The 24,737-nt window shown below is 38.1% G+C and carries 21 protein-coding genes; 5 read left to right on the top strand and 16 right to left on the bottom strand.

The features are described from left to right. Window positions 1-74 precede the first annotated feature (74 nt). The 3 genes from fadH to DL897_RS00665 all read right to left on the bottom strand — a co-directional run bounded on the left by fadH (window position 75) and on the right by DL897_RS00665 (window position 2,237). Complete coding sequence (gene fadH, locus DL897_RS00655) at window positions 75-842, bottom strand: 2,4-dienoyl-CoA reductase (RefSeq protein ID WP_113657705.1); 768 nt, start codon at window positions 840-842, stop codon at window positions 75-77. 189 nt (window positions 843-1,031) lie between these two features. Further along, entirely contained in the window at window positions 1,032-1,640 is a 609-nt protein-coding gene (locus DL897_RS00660) for an NUDIX hydrolase (protein WP_168188579.1), read from the bottom strand. A 123-nt stretch (window positions 1,641-1,763) separates the two neighbouring features. Further along, window positions 1,764-2,237 carry an NUDIX hydrolase gene (locus DL897_RS00665; protein WP_113657202.1) on the bottom strand — a complete coding sequence of 158 codons (474 nt, stop codon included), beginning with the start codon at window positions 2,235-2,237 and terminating at the stop codon, window positions 1,764-1,766. 332 nt (window positions 2,238-2,569) lie between these two features. Between DL897_RS00665 and DL897_RS00670 the strand changes: the two genes are divergently transcribed. The 3 genes from DL897_RS00670 to DL897_RS00680 all read left to right on the top strand — a co-directional run bounded on the left by DL897_RS00670 (window position 2,570) and on the right by DL897_RS00680 (window position 6,534). Beyond that, window positions 2,570-4,288 carry a DEAD/DEAH box helicase gene (locus tag DL897_RS00670; RefSeq protein ID WP_113657203.1) on the top strand — a complete coding sequence of 573 codons (1,719 nt, stop codon included), beginning with the start codon at window positions 2,570-2,572 and terminating at the stop codon, window positions 4,286-4,288. Beyond that, a complete protein-coding gene (locus tag DL897_RS00675) occupies window positions 4,269-5,090 on the top strand; it encodes a YqhG family protein (protein ID WP_113657204.1) in 822 nt (273 codons plus the stop codon). The genes DL897_RS00670 and DL897_RS00675 overlap by 20 nt, the downstream gene beginning before the upstream one ends. A gap of 214 nt (window positions 5,091-5,304) precedes the next feature. Beyond that, entirely contained in the window at window positions 5,305-6,534 is a 1,230-nt protein-coding gene (locus DL897_RS00680) for an MFS transporter (protein WP_113657205.1), read from the top strand. 63 nt (window positions 6,535-6,597) lie between these two features. On the opposite strand, the gene DL897_RS00685 is transcribed toward DL897_RS00680, so the two are convergent. The 10 genes from DL897_RS00685 to DL897_RS00725 form a co-directional block, all read right to left on the bottom strand. Further along, window positions 6,598-7,341 (bottom strand): amino acid ABC transporter ATP-binding protein, encoded by a 744-nt coding sequence (locus tag DL897_RS00685; RefSeq protein WP_113657206.1) that lies wholly within the window; start codon window positions 7,339-7,341, stop codon window positions 6,598-6,600. A 12-nt stretch (window positions 7,342-7,353) separates the two neighbouring features. Continuing rightward, window positions 7,354-8,043: an amino acid ABC transporter permease gene (locus DL897_RS00690; RefSeq protein WP_113657207.1), complete on the bottom strand. Its 690-nt coding sequence runs from the start codon at window positions 8,041-8,043 to the stop codon at window positions 7,354-7,356. An 83-nt stretch (window positions 8,044-8,126) separates the two neighbouring features. Beyond that, window positions 8,127-8,924 carry a transporter substrate-binding domain-containing protein gene (locus DL897_RS00695; RefSeq protein WP_113657208.1) on the bottom strand — a complete coding sequence of 266 codons (798 nt, stop codon included), beginning with the start codon at window positions 8,922-8,924 and terminating at the stop codon, window positions 8,127-8,129. 230 nt (window positions 8,925-9,154) lie between these two features. Beyond that, complete coding sequence (locus DL897_RS00700; protein WP_113657209.1) at window positions 9,155-10,474, bottom strand: anti-phage deoxyguanosine triphosphatase; 1,320 nt, start codon at window positions 10,472-10,474, stop codon at window positions 9,155-9,157. A gap of 241 nt (window positions 10,475-10,715) precedes the next feature. Further along, on the bottom strand, window positions 10,716-12,419 hold the full coding sequence (locus DL897_RS00705) for an ABC transporter ATP-binding protein (protein WP_113657706.1): 1,704 nt from the start codon (window positions 12,417-12,419) through the stop codon (window positions 10,716-10,718). 46 nt (window positions 12,420-12,465) lie between these two features. Further along, window positions 12,466-14,217, bottom strand: coding sequence for an ABC transporter ATP-binding protein (locus DL897_RS00710; protein ID WP_113657210.1), 1,752 nt, complete (start codon window positions 14,215-14,217; stop codon window positions 12,466-12,468). A gap of 152 nt (window positions 14,218-14,369) precedes the next feature. Further along, on the bottom strand, window positions 14,370-14,498 hold the full coding sequence (locus DL897_RS18780; RefSeq protein WP_276308535.1) for a hypothetical protein: 129 nt from the start codon (window positions 14,496-14,498) through the stop codon (window positions 14,370-14,372). A 178-nt stretch (window positions 14,499-14,676) separates the two neighbouring features. Then, a complete protein-coding gene (locus DL897_RS00715; RefSeq protein WP_113657211.1) occupies window positions 14,677-15,621 on the bottom strand; it encodes a bile acid:sodium symporter family protein in 945 nt (314 codons plus the stop codon). 239 nt (window positions 15,622-15,860) lie between these two features. Continuing rightward, on the bottom strand, window positions 15,861-16,418 hold the full coding sequence (locus DL897_RS00720) for a hypothetical protein (RefSeq protein ID WP_113657212.1): 558 nt from the start codon (window positions 16,416-16,418) through the stop codon (window positions 15,861-15,863). A 164-nt stretch (window positions 16,419-16,582) separates the two neighbouring features. Beyond that, complete coding sequence (locus DL897_RS00725) at window positions 16,583-17,512, bottom strand: LysR family transcriptional regulator (RefSeq protein WP_113657213.1); 930 nt, start codon at window positions 17,510-17,512, stop codon at window positions 16,583-16,585. 115 nt (window positions 17,513-17,627) lie between these two features. Between DL897_RS00725 and DL897_RS00730 the strand changes: the two genes are divergently transcribed. Together DL897_RS00730 and typA are read left to right on the top strand one after the other, a co-directional pair. Next, a complete protein-coding gene (locus DL897_RS00730) occupies window positions 17,628-18,896 on the top strand; it encodes an APC family permease (protein ID WP_113657214.1) in 1,269 nt (422 codons plus the stop codon). 245 nt (window positions 18,897-19,141) lie between these two features. Then, on the top strand, window positions 19,142-20,971 hold the full coding sequence (gene typA, locus DL897_RS00735; protein ID WP_113657215.1) for a translational GTPase TypA: 1,830 nt from the start codon (window positions 19,142-19,144) through the stop codon (window positions 20,969-20,971). A gap of 40 nt (window positions 20,972-21,011) precedes the next feature. Here typA and DL897_RS00740 read toward each other — a convergent pair whose 3' ends face one another. From DL897_RS00740 to DL897_RS00750, 3 genes are all read right to left on the bottom strand, one after another. Further along, entirely contained in the window at window positions 21,012-22,208 is a 1,197-nt protein-coding gene (locus tag DL897_RS00740) for an ATP-grasp domain-containing protein (RefSeq protein ID WP_113657216.1), read from the bottom strand. A gap of 372 nt (window positions 22,209-22,580) precedes the next feature. After that, entirely contained in the window at window positions 22,581-23,216 is a 636-nt protein-coding gene (locus tag DL897_RS00745; protein WP_113657217.1) for a flavin reductase family protein, read from the bottom strand. Window positions 23,217-23,381: 165 nt separating this feature from the next. Beyond that, on the bottom strand, window positions 23,382-24,536 hold the full coding sequence (locus tag DL897_RS00750) for a homogentisate 1,2-dioxygenase (RefSeq protein WP_113657218.1): 1,155 nt from the start codon (window positions 24,534-24,536) through the stop codon (window positions 23,382-23,384). Window positions 24,537-24,737: the final 201 nt, after the last annotated feature.

Genomic DNA, 24,737 nt, shown 5'->3' on the forward strand with positions numbered 1-24,737 from the left:
CATTTTATCTCTTTCATTTTAAAAAAAACAAGAGAGACTACCTATGTAAGAACATAAACAGCCTCTCTTATTACTTATAAAAATCGCATCCCTGAAAGCCAAAAACCACCATCCATGGTTACACATTCACCATTGATATACTCCGCTTCTTCTGAAAGTAAGAAATGGGCTAAGCTAGCTATTTCTTCAGGTCGACCAAATCGTTTCAAAGGAATTTGCCCTTTCAGAAATTGTGCTGCTTTTTCATTGGCGATTAATTTCTCCGTTCCTCCTGTATCTTCTATAGCTCCGGGAGCAATTGCATTAACCCGAATTCCATACTTGCTGCCCCACTCTACAGCCAAGGTTTGAGTCATCGCCAGTACACCTGCTTTAGCTGATGCAGAGTGTACGACTCCTGCTGCTCCTGTCCAAGCATAAGTAGCTACAATATTAAGAATCGAACCTGTTTGACCATTAGCAATCCAGTCTTTTGCTACTGTTTGTGAACAATACCATGTTCCATTTAAAACAATATTCACAACAGAGTGCCAGCCATTAAAAGATAAATCTTCAGCAGGTACAACAAAATTCCCAGCTGCATTATTCACCAAAGAATCAATTTTTCCAAAAGCTTCTTTTGTTTTTTGTACCATTTGCTCTACTTGATCCACTTCACGAACATCCATCGCTACAGTTAATACTTGACCAGGAAAAGTTTCCATTTCTTTCTTTGCTGATTGTAGTCTCTCTTGATTCCGCCCGGAAATAACAACATTGGCACCCTCTTGACAAAGACGTTTTGCGATTGCTTTTCCCATACCATTGCTACCACCTGTAACAATCACTGTTTTCCCATTCAAAAACATTCACTCCCTCTAATAATATACGAAACATTCCGCATTCATTTTTATAGATAAAAAATACAGGCTATGCTTATTATCTTATATTTATGTTAATTTAACAATAATCAATTTAATATTGAATTACTATTCATTTACCTAAAATAGAAAAAAGAGGTCATGTTTTCGGTACGTTCCAAACAGTCATGATTAAACTCGTTCTTCTGTTAACCAGTTAAAAATCAATCGCATATTTTCATCAGGAGGTAACCAACATATTTTATGAAGGTCAAGTTCTTCTCTACCTATAACCTTTACTCCCCGAATTATCAACTCTTTTACAGTGATCCCCTGCTCTAACCATGATAAATAGGCTAATGGATACCAAATCAGAGCAATTACATCATCACTAGGCACTAGACTTACATCATTCGTTACATCTGCTAAGAAAACTCCATAATACATCGGATTTGATTTTGGATCACTCACACATCCTAAATAATAGGGAGCAATAGAATCGATAACTGTGCAAGGGATAATGATCCCCTGATCAATATCATGAAAATACGTCTTATTGGATGAAATCAATGTTACCTGGCTACCTGTCTCTTCATACGCTTCTCGCTTAGCACAGTGCCAAAGTGTTTCATCTGCTTTCTTTCCCCCACCAACACCACCTACTCGATAGGCAGAATGCTTTCGAGAAGAAGGCAAATGATCCTCATTGAGGGTAAGTAATAAATGATTCTTCTTTTGGATAATTACACCTGCCCAAAAATCGTTCTGATTGACTAGTCTAGCAACATGTAACTGTTTCAACTTGATCATTCTCCCTAAGATCCGCTAGTTGACAAGCGATTCTCCTTTTCAGTTTCACTTTCACCATAAAAACAAGCAAAAGGCGTTCTACTTTGAAAAGGAAAGCCATATTTTCCAACTGCTTCAATCTTCTTTTTCAATGCAGTGTTCTATTGTCATAGGTAGTTGCTTCATTCCCTCTCTTGCAAAAGCAGGGTAAAATGTATGAGGTAGTTGATCTATAGGAAACCATTCAAATACCAAATCAACCGCATCGCCTTCAATACCACAGAAACGTGGTGTATTTAATAGCTTAGACTTGCTCGTACAACGGAGTAAAAAATATAAACCGAGCTCATGAAATCGGACTCCTTTATATGTACCAAAAGTTTCTCCTATCCAAACAAGACGTTCTACGTTTACTTCTAAGCCTATTTCCTCTTTCATCTCACGAACGATCGTCTCTTGAGCTTCCTCCATCATTTCACCACGTCCACCTGGTAATGCCCAAACATTTTGATCTTTTTCGCGATGAAGCAGCACCTTTCCATCATGAATAAGAATTCCAGCAATTCGATAATTAAATTTCTGATTTCCTTCTATCAAACTTAACATCATTCCACCTCTAATCCACCTCTAATTGATACACCAAAACCTATCTTAAAACAAAATCCTTCCCTACTTCAAGCAGAGTAGAAGGATTTTAAAATGAATGAATGATATAGTTTCGCTTTCATTCACTTTCATATAAGGATGATTTAAGTGTTTTGGAGCTCCTTCGGACTTCAGTTCCATATTTGTCTAAGATTTGAAATCAGAGCTTTCCATTGTAAAAATATTTAACAATGCTTACAACTACAAATAAAAAAGTTCGCGAGCTTCGCATAGAGGCTTCTATTCTCAAACATACTAAGAAAAGCCCTATTGATACGGTAGAAAGGGGAAATGACATGCAATTCCCAATCCGTTGGGATCGTACTTGGTTCCATCCCTTTCAGGATTTACTCGAAAGCGATACTGGTTGGGCTGGCTGGGAGCACTTTCAGTTAGCCATCGAAGCGGCAGAAACACAGATTGTTCCTCAGTTTGATACATTACTTAGCCTACAGCAAATTCAAGGATTTAATCCACTTCCGCATCAGGTCGATGTTGTGCGACGCGTGATCGGAGAAATGCGGGGCCGTGCCATCCTTGCTGATGAAGTAGGGCTCGGTAAAACGATCGAGGCGGGTCTCATCTTAAAAGAATATATGATCCGTGGTCTAATCAAAAACGCATTAATTCTTGTTCCCTCTTCGCTCGTGCTTCAATGGACACGCGAACTTAATCAAAAATTCCAAATTCCTGCGATGGCTCAGAAAAAAGCATGGATGTGGGATCAGTATCCAATTATCGTTGCCTCGATGGACACGGCAAAACGAGAGCCCCACCGTGATCACATCCTAAGCAAAAACTATGACATCTTAATTGTAGATGAAGCTCATAAATTAAAAAATCGACGTACTAAAAATTGGCAGTTCATCAATGAAATCAAGAAAAAATATTGCTTACTACTCACTGCAACTCCTGTACAAAATGAACTGAATGAGCTTTATAACCTCGTCACTTTATTAAAACCTGGGCAACTAGGGCAACAATCATCATTTCAAAGTGAATATGTTGCTGGAAAAAGAAAGGCGAAAAATGAGGAACAACTACGAGAGGAAATTGGGCGTGTCCTTATACGGAATCGCCGTCGAGATCAACAGTTAAACTTGACAAAACGAATCGTACAAACCATTCCTATTGAGCTATCTCATGCAGAACGAACTTTATACGAAGCAGTTACTGACTTTGTTCGCAACCAATATAGTCAAGCAGCCGATTTAAAGAGTATGTTAGCTTTGCTCGTTTTACAAAAGGAAGTATGTAGTAGTCGCGATGCTGTTTTTCATACCTTATTTAAGTTATTTCAAAAGGGCGAGAAACATAAACATCACCTCTCACCTGAAGTTGCTCACTTAGTTGAACTTCTTCGTCAAGTCACTTATTCTTCTAAAGTTCAAAAAGCAGTTGAATTGATACAAAACATCCCGGACAAAGTGATTATATTCACGGAATATCGAGCAACTCAAGATATGTTAATCAGGGCACTGGCAGCAGCCAATATCTATGCCATTCCTTACAGAGGTGGCTTTAACCGAAATAAAAAGGATTGGATGATGGAACTATTTCAAAAAAGAGCGCAAGTCATGGTAGCGACTGAAGCAGGCGGTGAAGGCATTAACCTACAGTTCTGCCATCACATTATCAACTATGATATGCCATGGAATCCCATGCGGGTAGAACAAAGAATCGGACGTGTACACCGTTTAGGACAAAAAAATGATGTCTATATCTATAATTTTGCGACCAAAAATACCATTGAGGAGCATATTATCTGGTTATTACATGAAAAAATACAGTTATTCGAAACAGTTATAGGTGAACTTGAGGTTATTCTTGAGAACTTGGAAAAAGAAGAATCTGTAGAACAAAGGTTGATGCAAATCATATTGGAAGCCAAAGACCAAGAGCAAGTACGCGAACGATTAGGTGAATGGGGGGATAAATTTACTCAAAAGAAGAAAGAAATTGTTGAGCATAACATCGTCCAGGAGGAGATCGTATATGGATCAGCAAAAAGTTAGATCATTTACAGAGCGTTATCTACAAGCATATCAATGTCATCTGATCGAATCCGCTCCAACCCATATAAAAACACAGCTTTCAATCAAGGCTGATAAGGATCTTCTCAATCGTCCTTTCTACTGGATGTATGTTGAACGTATGAACTTACCACCACAACCAGCACAGTTTTGCTTTATTTTTGATCCTGAACATCGCCCAGCTGAGTTACGAGGTGAGTATCTTTTTTTCGGCTCACCACGATTCTCGCAAATGCTTAACTCTGCTCAAAAACATGGTCGATTCGTTCGATTGTACCAACAACCTTTATCTAAAGCAAGAAATGATTTCTCCTCTAAACCTTATACCCCTTGGTTGGGAATCAATTTTAAAGTTTCCTATATTTGCGACCAAAAAAAAGATCGCATTTGTTATTTGGGAATGAACTTACGAACAGGCAACATCGTAGAACCTTTCTATCCAAAAATTAATTCTTTCGATTGGACATCCAAATTACCACCGAAACGTCACTTAATCGAACCTCGATTTCACTTCGCAGAGTCAGTAGATGAACTTGAATACTATCTCAAAGAACAAATTGAACAAGAAGATCCTACTTGGGCTTATGAAGCGAATAAACGTCTTGAGCTTGAGCTAAAACAATTGGATCACTACTATCCTGAACTGGGAAAGCGCACAGAGGAACAAGAAAAAGAACGATCCCAGCGCCGCCGAGAGATTATTTGGCAATATCAGCCTCGTGTTGAAGTGCAAGTGATCAACGCGGGTATATTTTATATGGAAGCTGACCCATTCTTAGAATAGATCCAATAAAAAATACCCGTACTTAAATAGAATAAGATAAGACCGCCCCAATTTAACGGCGGTCTTTTGATCGTTCCATATTAATAGGCACTTCAATTTAAATATATATAAAACTCCTAATCATATGTCTTCATTTATATCATAAAATATTTATTATTCACTTAATCCATCAGTCCGATTCAACTTTACATTTAACATGTAAGGAGCGAATACGATGAGCCAAACATCCACTGTAAAAGATACCTCCTCCATCGGATATCAATCGCTATTATCCATCCCGAACTATCGTAACCTCATCTCTGCACAACTTGTATCCGATTTGGGAGATGGTGTATACGCACTAGCTTTAATTTGGGCGATGAAAGTTTTAACAGGCTCACCCATATATATGTCAATGATTTTGGCAGCAGAAGTCCTTCCTTTTCTTATCTTAGGCATATTCGCTGGAATTATTGTTGATCGAACAAACAAGAAGTATCTCATGCTTATTGCGGATTTGGGCCGTGGACTCATTGTACTCTTATTAGCGGTATTATGGTGGATGAAGCTCGCTCAACCTTGGATTTTAATCATCGCAGCCATCATTCTTTCTTCTTTTACCGCATTTTTTTCACCAGCACGTACCGTGGCAGTTCGCACTTTAGTAACTGATAACTCTATCCCCTATGCCCAAAGTTTAAGCCAATCCATGCAAACCATGATTGGTCTGATCTCACCTGCCATCGCTGGAATCCTGATAATGTTTGATATAGGGCTTGCTTTTTTACTTAATGCAATTAGCTTTTTCGTTTCGTACTTATTTATTTTATTACTTAAACACCCACAATTAACTCACTCTGATCAAGAACCTTTAAATTATTCCTATTTTTTGACCCATTTAAAAAAAGGATATCAAACGATTGTCTCTATTCCACTTATCCGAAGCTTACTTTTATATCTAATTTTGCTTAATCTTTTATTTGCCCCTATTTCTGTTTTAATACCGATCTATGCACAAAACCCTACACAACTTGCCATTATCGAAACCACTTTTATTATAGGAACACTCGTTGGATCAATCTTAGCTGCCTATTTTAATACTTATCGAAAGATCACTTTAATTGGCCTAGGGGTTTTCTTAGTCTTTAGTCCCTTTGCCATTTTGTCCCTATTCAATCATTGGATTTTAGCAGCTTGTTTACTTATGATTGTAGGGATCGGACTTTCACTAGCCAGTGTTACTCTAAACTCTTTATTTATGATCAAAATTCCTTCTGACGTATTGGGGCGAGCTACGGGTACTATTCAAACATTCACCCAATCAGCTAGACCTATTGCCCTTCTCTCTACTGGTTCGCTACTTATGTTCATGACTTTACAAAATCTTTTCCTAGTGATCTCCGTAGCAGGGCTACTTATTCTTTTACTTATCGTTATAAGCCCCACTCTTCGCCATACCAAGTAGCATTAGCAAAAAAGTCCAGTTTGTCTTTCTTCCATACTACGACTACGACAAACTGGACTTTTTTCATTTTTGGATAAATTTGGCTAAAAACTGCTTCGTCCGTTCCTCTTTCGGCCTAGAAAATAGCTGCTCTGGCACTCCTACTTCAATTATTCTTCCTTCATCCATAAATAAAACGAAGTCAGCTACTTCCCGTGCAAACGACATTTCATGTGTGACGATTAACATAGTTTGTTCTTCTTGCGCAAGCTCTTTCATGGTTTTTAATACTTCATCGACAAGTTCTGGGTCTAAAGCAGAAGTGGGCTCATCAAACAACAATACCTCTGGCTCCATCGCCAAAGCACGTGCTATAGCTACACGTTGCTGTTGACCTCCTGATAACTGACTAGGATAAGCATCTCTTTTCTCAAACAAACCCACCTTTTCAAGTAATCGCTCAGCTTTGGGCTTAAGTGTTTCTTTTCTTTCTTTTTTAACAACCAGTGGAGCTTCCATTACATTTTCCAATGCCGTTTTATGTGGAAATAGATGAAATCCTTGAAAAACCATCCCTGTTTTAAATCGTAGTTTACGTTTTGTAGACTCACTGATTTTTTGACCATTAAAATCGATCATCTCAGAACCAATTTGAATCTTGCCTCGTGTCGGTGTCTCTAACAAATTTAAACATCGTAGAAGTGTTGATTTTCCTGATCCACTCGGACCGATAATACAAACAACTTGTCCCTTACTTACCTCTAGATGAATGTCTTTTAATACTTCTAAAGAACCAAATGATTTTACTAAATGTTGTACTTGAATCAAAGAAAGCCCCCCTTACACAATATGTCGGCTAAATCGTTTTTCCAAGTAGTCCTGTAAGAAGCTCAGAACTGTACAAATAAACCAATAAATAATCGCTACTAAAATATATAAGGTCATATAATCAAATTCCCTGCCACCAATTATTTTTGCTTGATACAGCATTTCAGGAACAGTAATGACAGAAAGTAATGAGGTATCTTTGACTAAACTTAAAAAAGTATTAGCTAAGCCTGGCAAAGCTACACGTGTAGCTTGTGGGATAATAATTCTGCGCATGGCTTGCCGGTAGCTCATATTCAGTGCTGTCGCCGCTTCCCATTGCCCACTAGGAATCGATAAAATCGCTCCACGAATCGTTTCTGCTGAATATCCCCCTACATTTAAAGATAAACCGATAATGGCTGCAAAAACAGGAGTAAGATTAATTCCGATCACGGGTAGTCCAAAATACAAAATAAACAGTTGAACAAGTAAAGGCGTTCCACGAATGATAGAAATATAAACGCGAGCTGGCCAGCGTAATAATCGATACTTTGACATCCTTCCTAGTGCTGCAAGCAAACCGAGCAATAAACCAATCAACATCGTAAGAAAGCTTAGTAAAATCGTATAGCTAAATCCTTGCAACACATAAGGAAGAGATTGCCATGCTAACTTTGCATCAAATAACTTCTCCCATTGTATATATTGCCAAAAATCCACTTACACCACTTCCTTTCCTTTTATTACAAAGAAAAAGTGTCCAAAAGCGGACACTATGTAATAACCTCGTGTTTATATGGAATCTATTTCGTAATGTCAATGCCAAACCATTTGGTAGATATTTTCGTAAGCGTACCGTCTTTTTTCATATCCTCTATCGCTTGATTGATTTGTTTTACTAGTGCTGGATTATTTTTAGGAACTGGGAAAGCAATACTAGTTTGATCCACTTTCTCATCTAAAACTTTGAGTGGCAATTTTGCTGTTTTTAACATTTCAGCCACAGCTAAACGATCATTTAAGCTAAAATCCGCTCGCTTATTGGCTACATCTTTCATTCCACTCATCATATCTTCATAAGATACAATGGTAGCCCCTGCTTCTTTTGCTTTAGCTCCATAGTTACTAGTCGGTGTTTGAGCTGCTTTCTTCCCTTTCACATCAGCTAAGCTTTTGATCTCATTGTTATCTTTATGCACAACGATCTGAGCATAAGAGATGGTATATGGAGCCGAGAAGTCAAATTTCTTTTGCCGCTCTGGTTTGATGGCTACTTGGTTAGCCACCATATTAATCTTACCTGTTTCTAAGCTAGTTAACATACCATCCCAAGGAATCTCTACAAATTCCGCTTTTACACCCATTCTTTTGGCAATTTCATTCACAACTTCTACATCAAAACCTGTAAGCTGATTCGTTTTCTCATCATGATAACTAAAGGGTTTATAAGTGCCTTCCGTTCCTATGCGTATAATGCCTTTCTGTTTAACTTGTGCAAGCAGATCCCCTTTCTTCTCTTCTGAAACGGGCTTTTGCACAGAACAACCGGTTAGAAGCACCAATAAGGTAATCCCTATTAATAACCAACGTTTCCAATTCATTAAACTCACTCTTTCTATTAAAATCCTAGTTCACTTATCGGATTTAATGTCTTTAAAATCTATATTAATCTTATTTTATACATATGTCAATTCGTTGTCTTTTAAAATATGGAAAAACCGACGAATATTCCTTTATAGGATCTACCCTCTGTTTTATTTCCATTCACACTAAATTTTCCCATCAAAAACAGTTCCAAATTATAAACTATAACTCGGAACTGTTTCATTCATTAATAGTCGAAGAAACTCCGACTATGACCATATAGTCGTTCATACATACGGATCGCAAACGAATCGGTCATTCCAGCTAAATAGTCACAAATAATCCGGGCACGTTCTTCATCTCGAATCATTGGCTTTATCTTTAAACGATCTTTTTCAGGTAAAAGGCGAGTTTCATTCATAATCGCTTCAAATAGTTGTTTTAAGACAAAACTACCACGCCAGTTCACCGTTTGAACTTTATGCGAGTTAATCACATACTCGGCCACGATTTCTCGAAGCTGGGTAAGGAGTGTACGAAGCTCGGGGATCAGCACCACTTGATAGCGGCAACGAGGCGACTCAAAATCTCCTTTATTTTCTTCGACACGCAAATGATAGATAAAAGTAGAAATTAATGCAGAGATGATTTTTTTTAAGCGATACTTATCTAGATCATACTCTTTTAATTGGTCAAGTTCCTCTTTTGCTTTCATGAGCCGTGGATACTGGATATTCTTCGTAACACCACTTAATAACTCTTTTAATTGCTCAATCCGAATAAATCCTAGATTAATCGCATCTTCAACATCATGGGTACCATAGGCGATATCATCAGCCAGCTCAATAATGGAACATTCGAGTGTTTGATTGATGGTTTTGGCATGTTTACGTGGATGAAGCTCAACCGCTGTTAAGAAGTTTTTTTCTTGCTCCAAAAGTGGTTGGAGAACCCAATCAAACCCTTCAACATCACAAGTATAAATACTTGACTTTGGAGGAATCATCTCTTCTTCATACTGACGTGGATTCACAGCTTGATCCAATAAAATAGGGTATTTCATAATCGAGAGTAAGAGCCCACGGGTTAGATCAAGCCCCGATTCGTTTTCGCCTTCTAGGCGGGTTAACATTCGAAACGTTTGCGCATTCGCTTCAAATCCACCATAATGCTCCATACACTCATGAAGAGCTTGCTCTCCTCGATGTCCAAATGGTGGATGACCTAAATCATGAGCAAGGCCTGCCGCTTCGAGTAGAGACACATCTAAAGCAAAGTCCTCTTTAAATAAAGGTTGACTATCATTGAGATAAATGGCAATCCCACGAGCAATTTGAGCTACTTCCAATGAATGGGTTAAGCGTGTGCGATGAACATCTCCTACATTTTGCCCTAGAACTTGTGTTTTTGCTTGTAAACGTCGAAAAGCAGCAGAATGTATAATTCGACCATAATCTTTCTCAAAGGCATCTCGAGCATCAGGGGGAGTTAGTGAGGAAGAAAAAAATCTTCGCTGTGTATCGCTTGCCTGATATAAATAATTTGGGCTAAATCGTTGAATGATCATTCTATCATCTCCCTTTGCTCTGAGTTCAATCCAATCATCTCTATTTTTTCTATATATTACTATACTTATATCCTATTTTATCTTTTTTAGTGATGGAGTTAAAAATAGAGAATGTTAATAAACCTTCCACCTGAAAAAATTTAAGACAAAGTACTCCATCCAGTGGAGAATATTTGGATGGAGTACTTCAGTGACTATTTAAATAAAAACAAGAGCAGTAATGTTCCACAAAGTGTGATTACTATGAGGTTTGTAAGAGAGTGCCTTGTGCCTGAAGTTGATACATCTTATGGTAAAGCCCCTTTAAAGCTAATAACTCCTGATGTGTACCTCGCTCTACGATTTCACCTTGATGTAATACTAAGATCAAATCTGCATCTTGAATTGTCGAAAGTCTATGGGCAATTGCGATTGTCGTTCTCCCTTTCCTCATCTTATCTAATGCTGCTTGAATAGCTTCTTCCGTTTCAGTATCAACATGAGCTGTTGCTTCATCTAAAACTAAAACTTTTGGATCAATCGCGATCGTCCGTGCAAAGGAAAGCAATTGTCGTTGACCGGATGAAAATGTAGCTCCACGTTCTCCTACAGGTTCTTCATATCCTTGAGGTAACTTTTCTATAAAGTGATCTGCTTGCACGAATCGAGCTGCTTCCCTCACTTTTTCATCTGAGATAGATCGATTATGCAGTCGAATGTTACCTTTCACATCCCCTACAAATAAAAAGGGATCTTGCAAAACCAATCCTATATTGCTTCGAAGTTCCTCTTCACTATATGCAGAAAGGGGGACTCCATCAATCTTAATTGTTCCCCGATGAACCGGGTAAAAGCGCATAAGTAGGTTAATGATCGAACTTTTTCCACTTCCAGTATGTCCTACCAAAGCGACCGTTTGCCCCGGCTCTGCTACAAAGGAGATATTTTTAAGCACATCATTTTTACCATCATACGAAAAGCTAACCTGATCAAATTCAATACGACCTTGCTGTATCGCTGGATTTTGGCTCCCTTCTTGCTTGGGTGCATACTCGGTTTGATCCAAGAGTGTAAATACACGCTCTGCGGAAACAATCGCTTGTTGCATTTGCGAAAGTCGCATCATCATCTGATTGACTGGTTCAATGATCCGATCCAATAAATTAAGCATTCCGTATAACACACCGACTTTAATAGTGACACCGGCAATAGATTGTAAACCAAAATAGTTTAGTAAAAAGACAATCGAAATTAAAGAAATGACATAAGTAGCTGGTCGTAATAATAAACCAAATATTTTTAAGTTTTTTAAGGCAGCCTGGTAGTGTTCTTGATTCAATTGCCCAAATTCTTTTCGTAATCGTTCCTCTTGTCGTAATGCTTGAATGATATTCATCCCTTGAATGGATTCATTTAATTTTGCATTCATTTGGCTTAATTTGCTCCGTATAACATGGTACACCTTTGCACTAAGGCGACGATAGGTCTGCATTAAAATATAAAAAACAGGTAACAAAATCAAAGCATATGGCGCTAGCTTCATATCTAAAGAAAACATTGCTACAAATACTCCGATCACCAAAATGAAGTTTTGCATAAAGGAAGAAAGAACATGGATATAAAGATCTTTGATCGCTTCGGTATCATTGGTAATCCGAGATACTAGTGAGCCTGTAGGTGTTCGATCAAAAAATGATAACCCCAAATGCTGAACTTTTCCAAATACATCCATCCGTAATTGCCGAACTACCCATAGAGCAATTTTTTGAAACGAAAGAAGCTGGTAGTAGTGTAAAAGAGGTGATATCAATTGCAAAGCTAAAAAAATCCCCCCATACCACCATAAAATGGACATATCCAATTTTCTTGGTACCAAGGCGTGATCGATAAAGTGACTGACTAACACAGGAATCATCACATCGGCCCCTGTACCAATCAAAAGTGCAATAAATGCCAACCAAAACATGCCCTGATAAGGCTTTAAATATCCGATCAACCTTTTTAATATCAAATTATTTTCCTCCTTCTAAGACAAGCGACTCCAGTTGTTGCCGTTCATACATCTCCCGATACCAACCATGGTGCATCATCAGTTCTTCATGGGTTCCATGTTCAATAATCCGTCCTTGTTCAAGTACAATGATTTGATCTGCTTTTTCCACTGCACTTAAACGATGAGCAGAAATGAGGGTGGTCTTTTGGGCTCGATTTTCTCGTAATGCTTGTAAAATAGAGGTTTCCGTTTTGGCATCAACAGCGGATAATGAGTCATCCAAAATTAAGATCTCAGGATCGAGTAAGAGAGCTCGAGCGATGGAAATCCGTTGCTTTTGCCCACCTGATAATGTGACACCTTTTTCCCCTACTATGGTTTCATAACCATGTTCAAACTGCAGAATGTCTTCATGAATACAGGCTATTTTCGCCACTTTTTCAACCTCTTCAAAACTTGCATCTGGCCTACCAAAAGCGATATTTTCCGTTATCGTCCCTGAAAATAAAACATGATCTTGGGGTACATAACCAATCGCTTCACGTAATCGTGATAATGGGTATTGGGTGATCGGGCGACCTCCCATGCAAATCGCTTCAGGATGGGCTTCAAATTCTCGTAACAATAAGCGTAAAAAAGTCGTTTTTCCACTTCCCGTTTTTCCTACGATTCCTAATGTTTCCCCTCTCTTGATTTGAACAAAAATATCATGTAGTGTTGGTGCCACATCTTCTGGGAAGGAAAACGACTGGAGTTGATAGTTAATTTCTCCAGTTGGAACTTCATCACAAACTTGTTCATGATCTTGAATGTCCGGCCTAATATTCAGCAAATTTTGTATTCGATCATAAGAAGCACGCCCACGCTCAACAATGTTAAATAACCAGCCAAAAGCTAACATCGGCCAAACCAAATAACCTAAATATATGGTAAATTGTGTGAGCTCTCCAATTGTTAAATGTCCTTCAATCACTGCCTTTGAACCAAAAGCAATGGATAAAAAGAAAGAAATACCTACACATAATATAATCGTGGGATCAAATAATGCATCTACTTTAGCTACGGCAATGTTTTTTTCTACTACATTATCCAACAAGCTTTTAAATACTTTTTTTTCATTCTCTTCTTGCCCAAAAGCTTTAATTACTCGCATTCCTGAAATATTCTCCTGAACTTTATCGTTCGTATCGGAAAAAGCTTCTTGGGCAATATGAAAACGTTGATGCAACAAGCTGCCATAATAGCTTGATAAAGCTGCCATAATGGGCATTGGGATCAGTACAATCAAAGTTAACTGCCAATCGATAAATAAAGCCATGGTCAGAATCACGGCACTTCCTGTACTAATCGAATCGGCTAAAGTTAAAACTCCTTCACCAGATGTTAGGGTAATCGCTTGAATATCGTTTGTAGCATGAGCCATGAGGTCTCCTGTTCGATGCTTGTGATAAAAGGGTTGCGCCATTTTAGTAAAGTGGGCATATAATCGATTTCTTAGTAACTGTCCCAAGCGATTAGCTGCTCCAAACAATTGAATACGCCAATAAAATCCCATTCCATATTGGACTAAACCTACTCCGATACATAGAACTGACCAATACAATAAATCATCCATGGTCAATTTTTTGGTCACAATTAAATCAACCACATTCCGAATCGCATAGGGAGGAAAGAGAGACAGTACTGCCATGATTAAGAGTGTTCCAATGCCTAACAAATAGCTTTTTTTCTCCCGCTTAAAAAACCACCATAAATCTTTAAATATACTCAAAATATCCCTCCTCAAATAAAAAAAGAAACCATAGAGACAACTATGGCTTCTTTTGGATCCAAAAAGTATAACATAGCCATAGATTGCTGAAAGCAACCTTTGACTAGTGTTCCCAGAGATAGAAAATTAGCAATAGAGAAAAAATAATTTCTCTAGCTTACACTATGTAACCACTCTTCAGAAGGTTGCTCTATGTCATTTTCCAGTTGAAGTTGTCGAACGATTACACTCATGGGCATAGGGGATTGTTGGATAATATCCCATTGCATCAACATTTTCATGACATAGCACTCCCTTCTATTGATTATTTTGCATATCTAAATATTACACGACATTCACAAATTTGTAAAGAAAAAGTTTAAAATTTATTCAAATACTTAAATACTAATGATTATTTATGTGATCAAAGCTAAAACAACAAGTAAAGGTTAGGGAAACCTCTATCCCATGTTTTGCTATTCATATTCCACTATCTTTTGTCTCCTTCATTCGACTAAAGATAGTAGCGATAATTGGACCAGATATATTATGCCAAAAACTAAAGATCGCACTTGGAACAGCAGCTAAAGGGGAAAAATGAGCTGTAGCCAACGCTACACCCAGCCCTGAATTTTGCATTCCAACTTCAATGGAAATTGCTTTTTGTTTGGGGAGTTCCATACCCAATAGTTTTGCTATTAAATAACCGATTGTCAGTCCAAGTATATTATGCAAAACAACAGCGATAAAGATGAATAAACCAGTAGTTGCAAGCTTCGGTTGTGTTACCGCTACAACCCCACAGACAATCGCTATGATGGCAATGACTGAAACAAGTGGTAAAACTTTGATACATACTTCAGTTTGCTTTTTGAATAATGTACGTACAATTAGACCTAACATAATCGGTATAATAACAATTTGCAAAACAGACAGAAAAATGGAGCCATAATCTACCTTAACCCATTGACTAGCCAAAATAGAGATAAGACCAGGTGTAACAACTGGTGCTAATACAGTAGTCACTGAGGTAACTGCTACAGACAAAACAACATCACCTTTTGCTAGAAAAGTCATCACATTGGATGCAGTTCCTCCAGGACAACAGCCAACTATAATCACACCTACAGCGATTTCAGGAGGTAAGTTTAGTCCTTTCGCTAGTGCAAACGCTAAAAGAGGCATAATGATAAACTGTGCTAAAACACCAAACATTACCTCTTTGGGTCGACGAAAAACTTCCTTAAAATCTTTCATCGATAAAGTTAGTCCCATTCCAAACATCACAAATCCTAGTAGTAGAACTGTATGTTCATTTAACCATGTAAAGTGAGTGGGATAAGCATATGAAATCCCCGCAAACAACAATACCCAAATAGCAAAAGAGTTCCCTATAAAGTTACTTATCCTTTCTAAAGTTTTCATTATCTCCCTCCTCATTTTAATTTTTAAATTAAATCTTACCATATTTCATACCGTTATCAATAAAAACTTTAATTATCTAAAGATCCTGATACATCATTCCGAGTATCATGGATCAGGTCAATGATAGAATGAAAATGAAATGTTTTTTTCGAGTAAGGTAATCGAATCCAATAAAAAACACTTGGCTTACAGAGAGGAAAGTAAAAAGCCAAGTGTTGGTATAATAGCCATGAGTCATACTACTCTGTATGTAATCCTTCGAAGAAAAGTGAATCACGATCAGTTTGATCAAATAATGCTTTTCCAAGCTGAGTATTATGCTTATGGCGCATCGGTGACTTTTTCCGAGACTTAAAAATCTGGCCAATTTGGTCAATAGTTAAATCATATAAATCTAAAATCTCATTACCAATTTGCTCTAATGATGATAAAGAAAAGGATACACTAACGATTTTGGGTTCGGTTTTAAACTCATATTCAACTTTATAATCGACTTTCGTGTTCAAAGAGGCTAGCTTTTCTTTTAGAATAGGAATACGAACCACTAATTTATTTTTCCCCCCATAAAAACCTAATAATAGCCAGTTTGAAAAGTTAAAATGAATCCCTTTTTTATCTTTGCGATAGATCAAAGCAATCCGTTCGTCTGTTTCAGTAATGACACCCAATTTATCTGATAAGTCTTTCATACAATCAAAAGCCCATTCGGCTATTTCGAGCGACTGAAAAATCCCTAAAAAAGGCTCTGCTAAAACCTTTTCCTTTTCTTTAACTATTGTAAATTTTTGTTCTACCAATGGTGATGACCCCCTTCTTTCCTATCTCCATTTATATGAAAAACTAACCTAATATAGTAAAGGATAACATATTTTACTACAACATTTTGGAAAAATTGTATTTATATTTATTAAGAGTATATGACATTATTCTACCAGCTTCATCTTTTTAATCACAATTTGGATTACGCACCTAATCCACTCCTATTTTTTGTACTTTCTAATCGCCAAGAAACAGCATACTCCCTAACTAGTTTATTCCACGCTTTCAATGCTGGCGTCATCCATTTATGTTTATGATAAGCCAATTGAGTTACAACTGGTTCGATTGTATCTCCCCAGTTTAAAAGTGTTAATTTCCCCTCCATGACTTCTTTCATACAGGTGACTAAAGGAAGATAAGCAATGCCTAATCCAGCATAAACACAGTTTTTAATCGCTTCAATACTCCAAAACTCCAAATCGGAATCTACCTTGATTCCATTTTCACATAGGTACCCTTCAAAAATACTCCGATAGCTGCAACCAGACTCTGTTTGCAAAAAGGTTTCTTGGATTAAATCCTCTATTTCTACCTTGGAACGCGTCGATAGTGGATGATTAGTGGATGCAATCAATCCCATCTGTTCTGTGACTAAAGCCTCGATGTTTAAATCTCCATCCTCAACGATAGGCTCAAGCAAAAAAGCTACATCCAATTCTCCTCGACGAAGCAAATTTCGCATTTCCCAACAAACTCCTGGCTTTAAGGTAATTCGAACTTGAGGATAAAGCTGCTTGTACTTTTGAATAACTTCAGGCAATCGAAAAGAAGCAAGCGTTTCTGGAGCTCCGATGATTAGAGTGCCGCTCGGTTCATGGCCGGCTTGTACTACTTTTTTGGCTTCATCATGTGTTTGAAGAAGAGTTAGAGCATATGGTAAAAGGCGTTTCCCAGCTTCTGTAAGAGCAATTCTTTTACCTAGTCGGTCAAACAAGGGCGTTTTTAGCTCTTCTTCTAAGGCTTGAATCTGTGCAGTTACACTCGATTGTGCATAACCTAATTTCTCAGCTGCTTTGGTAAAGCCTTTTAATTCAGCTACCACTTTAAACGTATACAGTTGTCTAAGTTCCATAAGATTTCTCCTCTCATCGAAAAAAACGATGGATATAAACTTATTTATCTATTTTACTGATTTATATTCATTTTGTAAGCTATTTTTATGAAAGGTATGGAAGGAGAAATTTTTTATGAATCGATTAAAGCAAACCATTCGCCTACCTCAAGCTATCGCTCTCTATATCGGAGCTGTACTGGGATCTGGAATTTTACTTACCCCTGGTCTCGCTGCACAAATTGCGGGTCCCGCTTCTCTGATCGCTTGGGGGATCATGGCTTTACTCGTGTTACCCATGGGACTAGTGATGGGCTGGTTATCTACTGAATACCCACATGCAGGGGGTGTAGCTCATTTTGTGTCCAAAGCATTTGGCAAAAAAGCGAGTGTTCATATCGGGTGGTATTTTCTGATGTCTGTGGTAATGGGAGCTCCGATTGCCTCTTTAACTGGTGCTGGATATCTGGCCAGTGCACTCGGTCTTCATGAGTCAGCAAAAATTTTACTAGCGGTCTTCATCCTTCTGCTGGCACTGATCTTAAACTATTTGGGCATGAAATTAAGTGGACAAATCCAAATATTTATCGTGATAGGGATTATTGGTGTACTTGTTGTATCGATTACAAGCTCTCTTCCACAAATTCAACCAACCCATTTTACCCCTTGGTTGCCTCATGGCTTCAGTAGTGTGGGTCAAGCACTTTCTATCTTATTTTGGTGCTTTATTGGTTGGGAAGCCGTTTCTCACCTCTCAGAAGAGTTTGTAGATCCGAAGCGGGACATGGTTAAAGCAGTTACGATTGCTGCGGTCATTGTCGGTTTACTCTATTTTTTAACTGCCTTTGCAACGGTAGGTACGACAAGTTATATGGGAAAAGAAGCGGATACGGCTTTGATTGGGATTATGTATCGTATGTTTGGAACAACAGGAAGTTTAGTAATGGGGATTACTTCATTTTTAATTTGTACAGCTACAGTAATTACTTATGTAGGAGCTGCATCACGGCTTGCTTATGCATTAGGACGCGAAGGAGATGCTCCTAAATGGTTTACTTACCTATCCCCAAAAAAGCAAACACCACTGGGGGGACTTCTATTTTTAGCTGGCTGTATTACAGTGATTATGATCTTATATGCCTTGGGAAATATCCCCATAGCTACATTAGTCTTATTTCCTAATGCCACCTTTATTTTAACCTATTTGGCAGGTTGTGCTGCTGGAATACGTCTACTTAAACATTTTCGTTGGGGTTATCTCATGAGTTGGCTTGCGTTTATATTAACCGCCCTTGCTTTTTTATTTGCGGGACAAGGAATTTTCTATCCGCTTCTCATTTCCATTATCATTTGGATGATTCAATTAAATCAAGCGAAAAATAAAAAGTGGAATAGGACGGTATAAGCATCCATATTGCGTGAATAATATTTAGAGCCATTCTATTCATTATAGGAACGATTTCTTCTCTACAGGAAAAACTATCTATGACTCTCATAACAATCGTAGGAAGTTTTATACAATAACCTATTTGTAACTATCTAGCAAAAGCTATGTTTTATGTGGTACGATTGCGGATGTGAAGATTTTATCGATGCTTCGCAATCCGCTTGAGAAAAGGAGGGAGAGGGCGAAAGAGCCCTGTCCGATTTATGCTAAAACCAGAAAACATTCGCAATATCGCTATTATTGCTCACGTCGATCATGGAAAAACAACACTTGTCGATGCAATGCTCAAACAAAGCCGTATTTTTCGCGATAACCAACAGGTGCATACACGTGTACTTGATTCCAATGACTTAGAACGCGAACGAGGCATTACGATCCTATCGAAAAATACAGCTATCCATTATAAAGGTGTTAAGATCAATATTGTAGATACCCCCGGTCACGCAGACTTTGGTGGAGAAGTTGAGCGGGTTATGAATATGGTTGATGGTGTCCTTCTCTTAGTTGATGCAGTTGAAGGTCCCATGCCACAAACCAAATTTGTATTACGACAAGCGATTGAAAGAGGGCACAAAGTCATTGTAGTTGTAAATAAAATCGACCGTCCTAATGCCCAGCCCGAAGAAGTAATTAATACAACCTTTGACTTATTTGTAGACTTAGGAGCCACTGATGAACAATGTGAGTTCCCCATCATTTATGCCAGTGGATTAACTGGTTCATCTGGTTATGAACCGGATCAATTAACTCCATCCCTTGAACCACTTTTTGAGGAAATTGTCCATTCACTTCCTTCACCTGATGTTGAAGTAGATGGTCCAACACAATTACAAGCAACCTTACTCGGCTATGATGAATATAAAGGACAAATTGTCATTGGACGCTTACAACGAGGGAAAGTACGTAAAAATCAATCCTTACTATTGATTCAAGCAGATGAGACCAAACGCACTATAAAAATCGGACAAGTCTTTACACATCAAGGGTTACAGCGACAAGAGATCGAGGAAGCGACTGCTGGAGATATCATCGCCCTCACAGGCATTAGCGATGTACGGATTGGGGACACCATTACGGATCCTGAATACCCAGAAGCACTTCCACCGATTCGCATCGAAGAACCTACTTTGCGTATGACCATCGGAGTAAGTACCAGTCCTTTTGCGGGACAAGATGGAACTTATCTCACTTCGCGGAAGATACGTGAACGTCTAGAACGTGAAGCCGAGCGCGATGTTGCTCTACGTGTTGAAGATACTGATTCAGCAGACAACTTCCTTGTTTCAGGGCGTGGAGAGCTTCATCTAAGTATTCTTATTGAAAATATGCGTCGGGAAGGCTATGAATTTCAAGTTAGTAAGCCTGAAGTAATCTTTAAAGAGATCGATGGAAAAAAATGTGAGCCTGTTGAAACCGTTGAAATCGAAGTGAACGGTGATTATCAAGGAGTTGTTGTTGAACTTCTCGGTAAACGAAAAGGACAACTCCAAGATATGCAAGTCCTTGAAAATGGCATTGTTCATTTTACCTATCTCGTTCCTTCACGTAGCTTACTTGGCTTTCGACAACAATTGCTAACCCTAACTCATGGTGAAGCGATTATGAATACTTTATTTGCTGGTTATGAGCCTTATTTTGGCGACATGGAAACACATGATTATGGTTCACTCGTTGCTTGGGAATCGGGCACAGCCACCACTTATGCACTCCATGCTGCTCAGGAACGAGGACACTTGTACATCACACCAGGTACCGAAGTTTATGAGGGTATGGTGGTAGGACAACATATCCGCGAGAATGATCTGGATGTCAATGTATGTAAGAAAAAGCATTTAACAAGTATCAGACGTGCTACTGCAGAAGAAACCTTACGACTTGATTCTCCACGACAACTATCTTTAGATGATGCGATCGAGCTACTAAAAGAAGATGAGTTATTGGAAGTAACCCCTAAAACTTTCCGTTTGCGAAAAAAGTTTCTAGCCAAAAATGAACGAGCACGAATGGCTAAACATAAAAAATACCATGGATAAAAAAACAGCGGCCCGAGTAATCGGACCGCTTTTCTACGTTTTAACGGTAAACAGTCTCATTCTCAAACCATTTTGCTACTTGATCAATCCGTGCAACAACCTCCTGTTCATTTTGACCATGGACGACAAAGATAGCAATATGATCTACACTTTTTTTCGCACCTATAAAGGTCTCCCCTATTTGTGCCCGATATTCTTGTTCGATCACCCAATCATAGGGGGCAGATGTATTCATCTTGACCAATGTTCCTTTTTTAGGAGGGACTAATACAAATCCAGCAGCTTGCTTTTTCGTCAAGTTTTGAAACACGGAAGGATCTGGAAGATATCCACATAATGCACGAGCCCATAGTGCCGAAATATTTAAATCAAATGCTTGTCGGATGGACTCGTTTACTTTAACCCCTCCGGTCCGACTAGCTATCTCACAAAAATAGAGCTTATCATCAGGTGTATGGAAAATCTCTGCATGAAATGTGGTATGTTCGGGAGTTGGAAACTTGTTTAATAGCTCACGAACAGCTTGCTGTAAGCGACTGTTCATCGGATTATCTTCATCTAAGATAAAACTTCCTAAATATTTATTATCTTGATAGGCTAAACACCCATTAATATATTTGGATGGCCAGATAAAAACAATATCTCCATTTAAAACGAGCCCATCAATATGATACATTTCCCCATCAATAAAATCTTCAGCAAGTAGGGGAAAGGAAAGATTTTGATTTAACACTTCCATTAAATCATTTTCATCACTTATTTTAATGGTATTCCGTGAACCTGCGCCTGCAATTGGTTTAACAACGATAGGATATCCGACCTCATCCAAAAATTCCAATAGGTCAAACGTATGATACACTGCTTTAAATTTTGGAATAAGTACACTTGAACCCGTTGCATATTTTTTCATTATTTCCTTATTTCGGAAAACTACAGCGCTGTCATAGGTTTGACCACGAAGTCCTAGACGCTCTCTTAATTGTCCTGCTCGCAGCACATCCCATTCATTCATTGCAATAATTTGTTCATACTGATATTTTTGATGTAGTTCCAGTGCTCTTAGCTCTACGAGACCATTATATTCATAGTTTTGAAAGGCCTCTTTGTACATATAATTCATAAAATGTTCTTCATGTTGATCGGATGTTAGTAAAATCAACTCATCGGAAATATCTGAGAGCCACTCCTCATAAGGATAAGTCTTATGAGGGTAATTGTTAAGAATCAAAATTTTCATCCATGAACCCCCAGGAATCAAGTTGTCCTACAATAAAATTATATTTCAATTATTATCGAATATCAATAATTTATAAATATTCATCAATAAATTAACAATATTTTACATATAATTAAAATAATTACAATTAAATTCCCGTTACAGTTTTTACGATAAGTAAGACATTAGAACTTCTTATCCCGTTTAGACGGTGCTACCTTTCCTTCTAGTCGAAAAATCCCTCTCTATCTTACCTATTGTTAATTAATCAACACTACTGTTTTTTGTTACACTTTTCACATATGCTCTCTCATTTATCATCCTTATATGAAGAAGATGGGTTTCTCTATTTGCCTAAAAATTAGCCTAAAGAAAAACCCATTTAACTTAATCTTATCTTTTCTTTGTTTGCCAATCTTCCCATGAGCAGCGGGGGATCGAAAAAATCTCACCTAGATGACTATAAGCTGAACCCGCTAATCTCGCAACTGGAGTTAATTTTTGCGTATCGATTCTTCCTTGGGTGTACAAATCATCTTGAATATGAAACTGTACGATTTCACCTATGATTAAATCCGCATTAGGAAAATCGCTTCCACCGAGTGGGATCATTTGATTCAAAATACATTCCATTTGTACTTTGGTTTCCATGATTCGAGGTGTCTGAATAGCTGTACTGGGTAGCAATTGAAGCCCAACCATATCAACCTCACTTATTTCAGCTGGAAAGTCTGTTGCTGTATCGTTAACCAAATGTACATTTTCACGATCTACAGTATGGACGACAAATTCTTTTTGCCTGGCAATATTACGAGCTGTATCTTTCATCTGTCCATCCAGTTTCCGCATACAAGTGATACTGATCATTGGCGGTTCTGTCGATACAACCGTAAAAAAGCTAAATGGTGCTGCATTTACTTTCCCTTCTTCATTGAGTGTAGATACAAAGGCAATGGGTCTTGGCAATACACTACCGATCAATAGCTTATAATTCGCTTGTTTGGACTGCTTGTTTGGATCGATCTGCATTTGTAGACATCCCTTTCCGCTATCGTTTTCGAACGATCTCATATCACCTTGATCCGTTGATAACACCTATGAATGTTTGATATCTTCAATGGGCTTTTCTATCCACTAAGTGATTTTAGCTTCAAGAAAAACCCATTTTTAGTCACTTTAGCTATCAAGCATTCATCATGGTAACCAACTATACATATAATTTTGATCTTCCAAAGCGAGCGCCTGCTTGGTCACTTTTAAAGGACGGAATGTATCCACCATTACAGCTAGCTCTTCGGTTCGATCTTTACCTATACTCGCTTCAATTTTACCTGGATGGGGGCCATGAGGTAATCCACTTGGATGCATAGTTAATGATCCTTCCTGAACCCCTCGACGACTCATAAAGTTCCCTTTCACATAATAAAGAACCTCATCACTATTTACATTGCTATGATAATAGGGGGCAGGAATTGATTCAGGGTGATAATCATACATTCTTGGAACAAAGGAACACACAACAAAATTGGGACCTGCAAAAGTTTGATGCACTGGAGGTGGTTGATGAATCGAACCTGTAATTGGTTCGAAGTCATCGATATTAAATGCCCAAGGATATAAATAACCATCCCATCCTACGACATCCAATGGGTGGAAGTCATAAATATAGGAATGGAGCTGATTTCTTGCTTTGACACGTACTTCAAATTTACCTAATTCAGTATGTGTATTTAGTTTGGTAGGCACTCGGATGTCTCGTTCACAAAAAGGACTATGTTCCATTAATTGTCCATGTTCATTACGATATCGTTTCGGTGTGGTAATCTCACCAAAAGACTCAATGATAAAAAATCGATTCTCTTTGCTTTTCATTTCAAGTCGGTAAGTTGTTCCCACAGGGATCACCAAGTAGTCTCCAGGTCGATAGGGAAGCTCACCGAAAACGGTTTCGAGTATACCTTCCCCTTGATGAACAAAGATAATTTCATCACCATCACTATTTCGGAAAAAATAATTCATCGGTTCCACTGGTTTCGCAATCGCAAGCGCTACATCTTCATTCACCAATAGATGAAGCCTACCATCAATCGGATCTCCTTCTATTTTCGCTTCAAAAGTAATAAAGTGACGATGACGATTGGCTCCTTCTTGTTCAATAGGAGTTGCCCAGTCACGAATTTTTTTCGCTGTGCTAACCTGGGTCGGCGGATTCAAATGATATAAAATCGATTGAATGCCAGAAAATCCTTTAGTGCCCATAACTTGCTCGAGATATAAGCTTCCATCTGGCTTCCGAAATTGGATATGCCTTTTGTTTGGAATTTGACCTAGCTGATGATAAAAAGGCATACTCTCCCTCCTGTTCATTCGATTCAGAATAGAATACAATTTTATTTTACCAAAATACCTTGAATTTGTTGAATATGAATGTAAGCGATAACAAAATTTATTAGGATTCCAGTCCAACTATAAAAAATAGGGCTCCTCATCCAAAATATGAGAAACCCTGTTTTCTTTTCATTTGGCTGTTATAGTCATTGTGGTGTTTCT

The sequence above is a fragment of the Thermoflavimicrobium daqui genome (genome assembly GCF_003313465.1).
GTDB lineage: Bacteria > Bacillota > Bacilli > Thermoactinomycetales > Thermoactinomycetaceae > Thermoflavimicrobium > Thermoflavimicrobium daqui.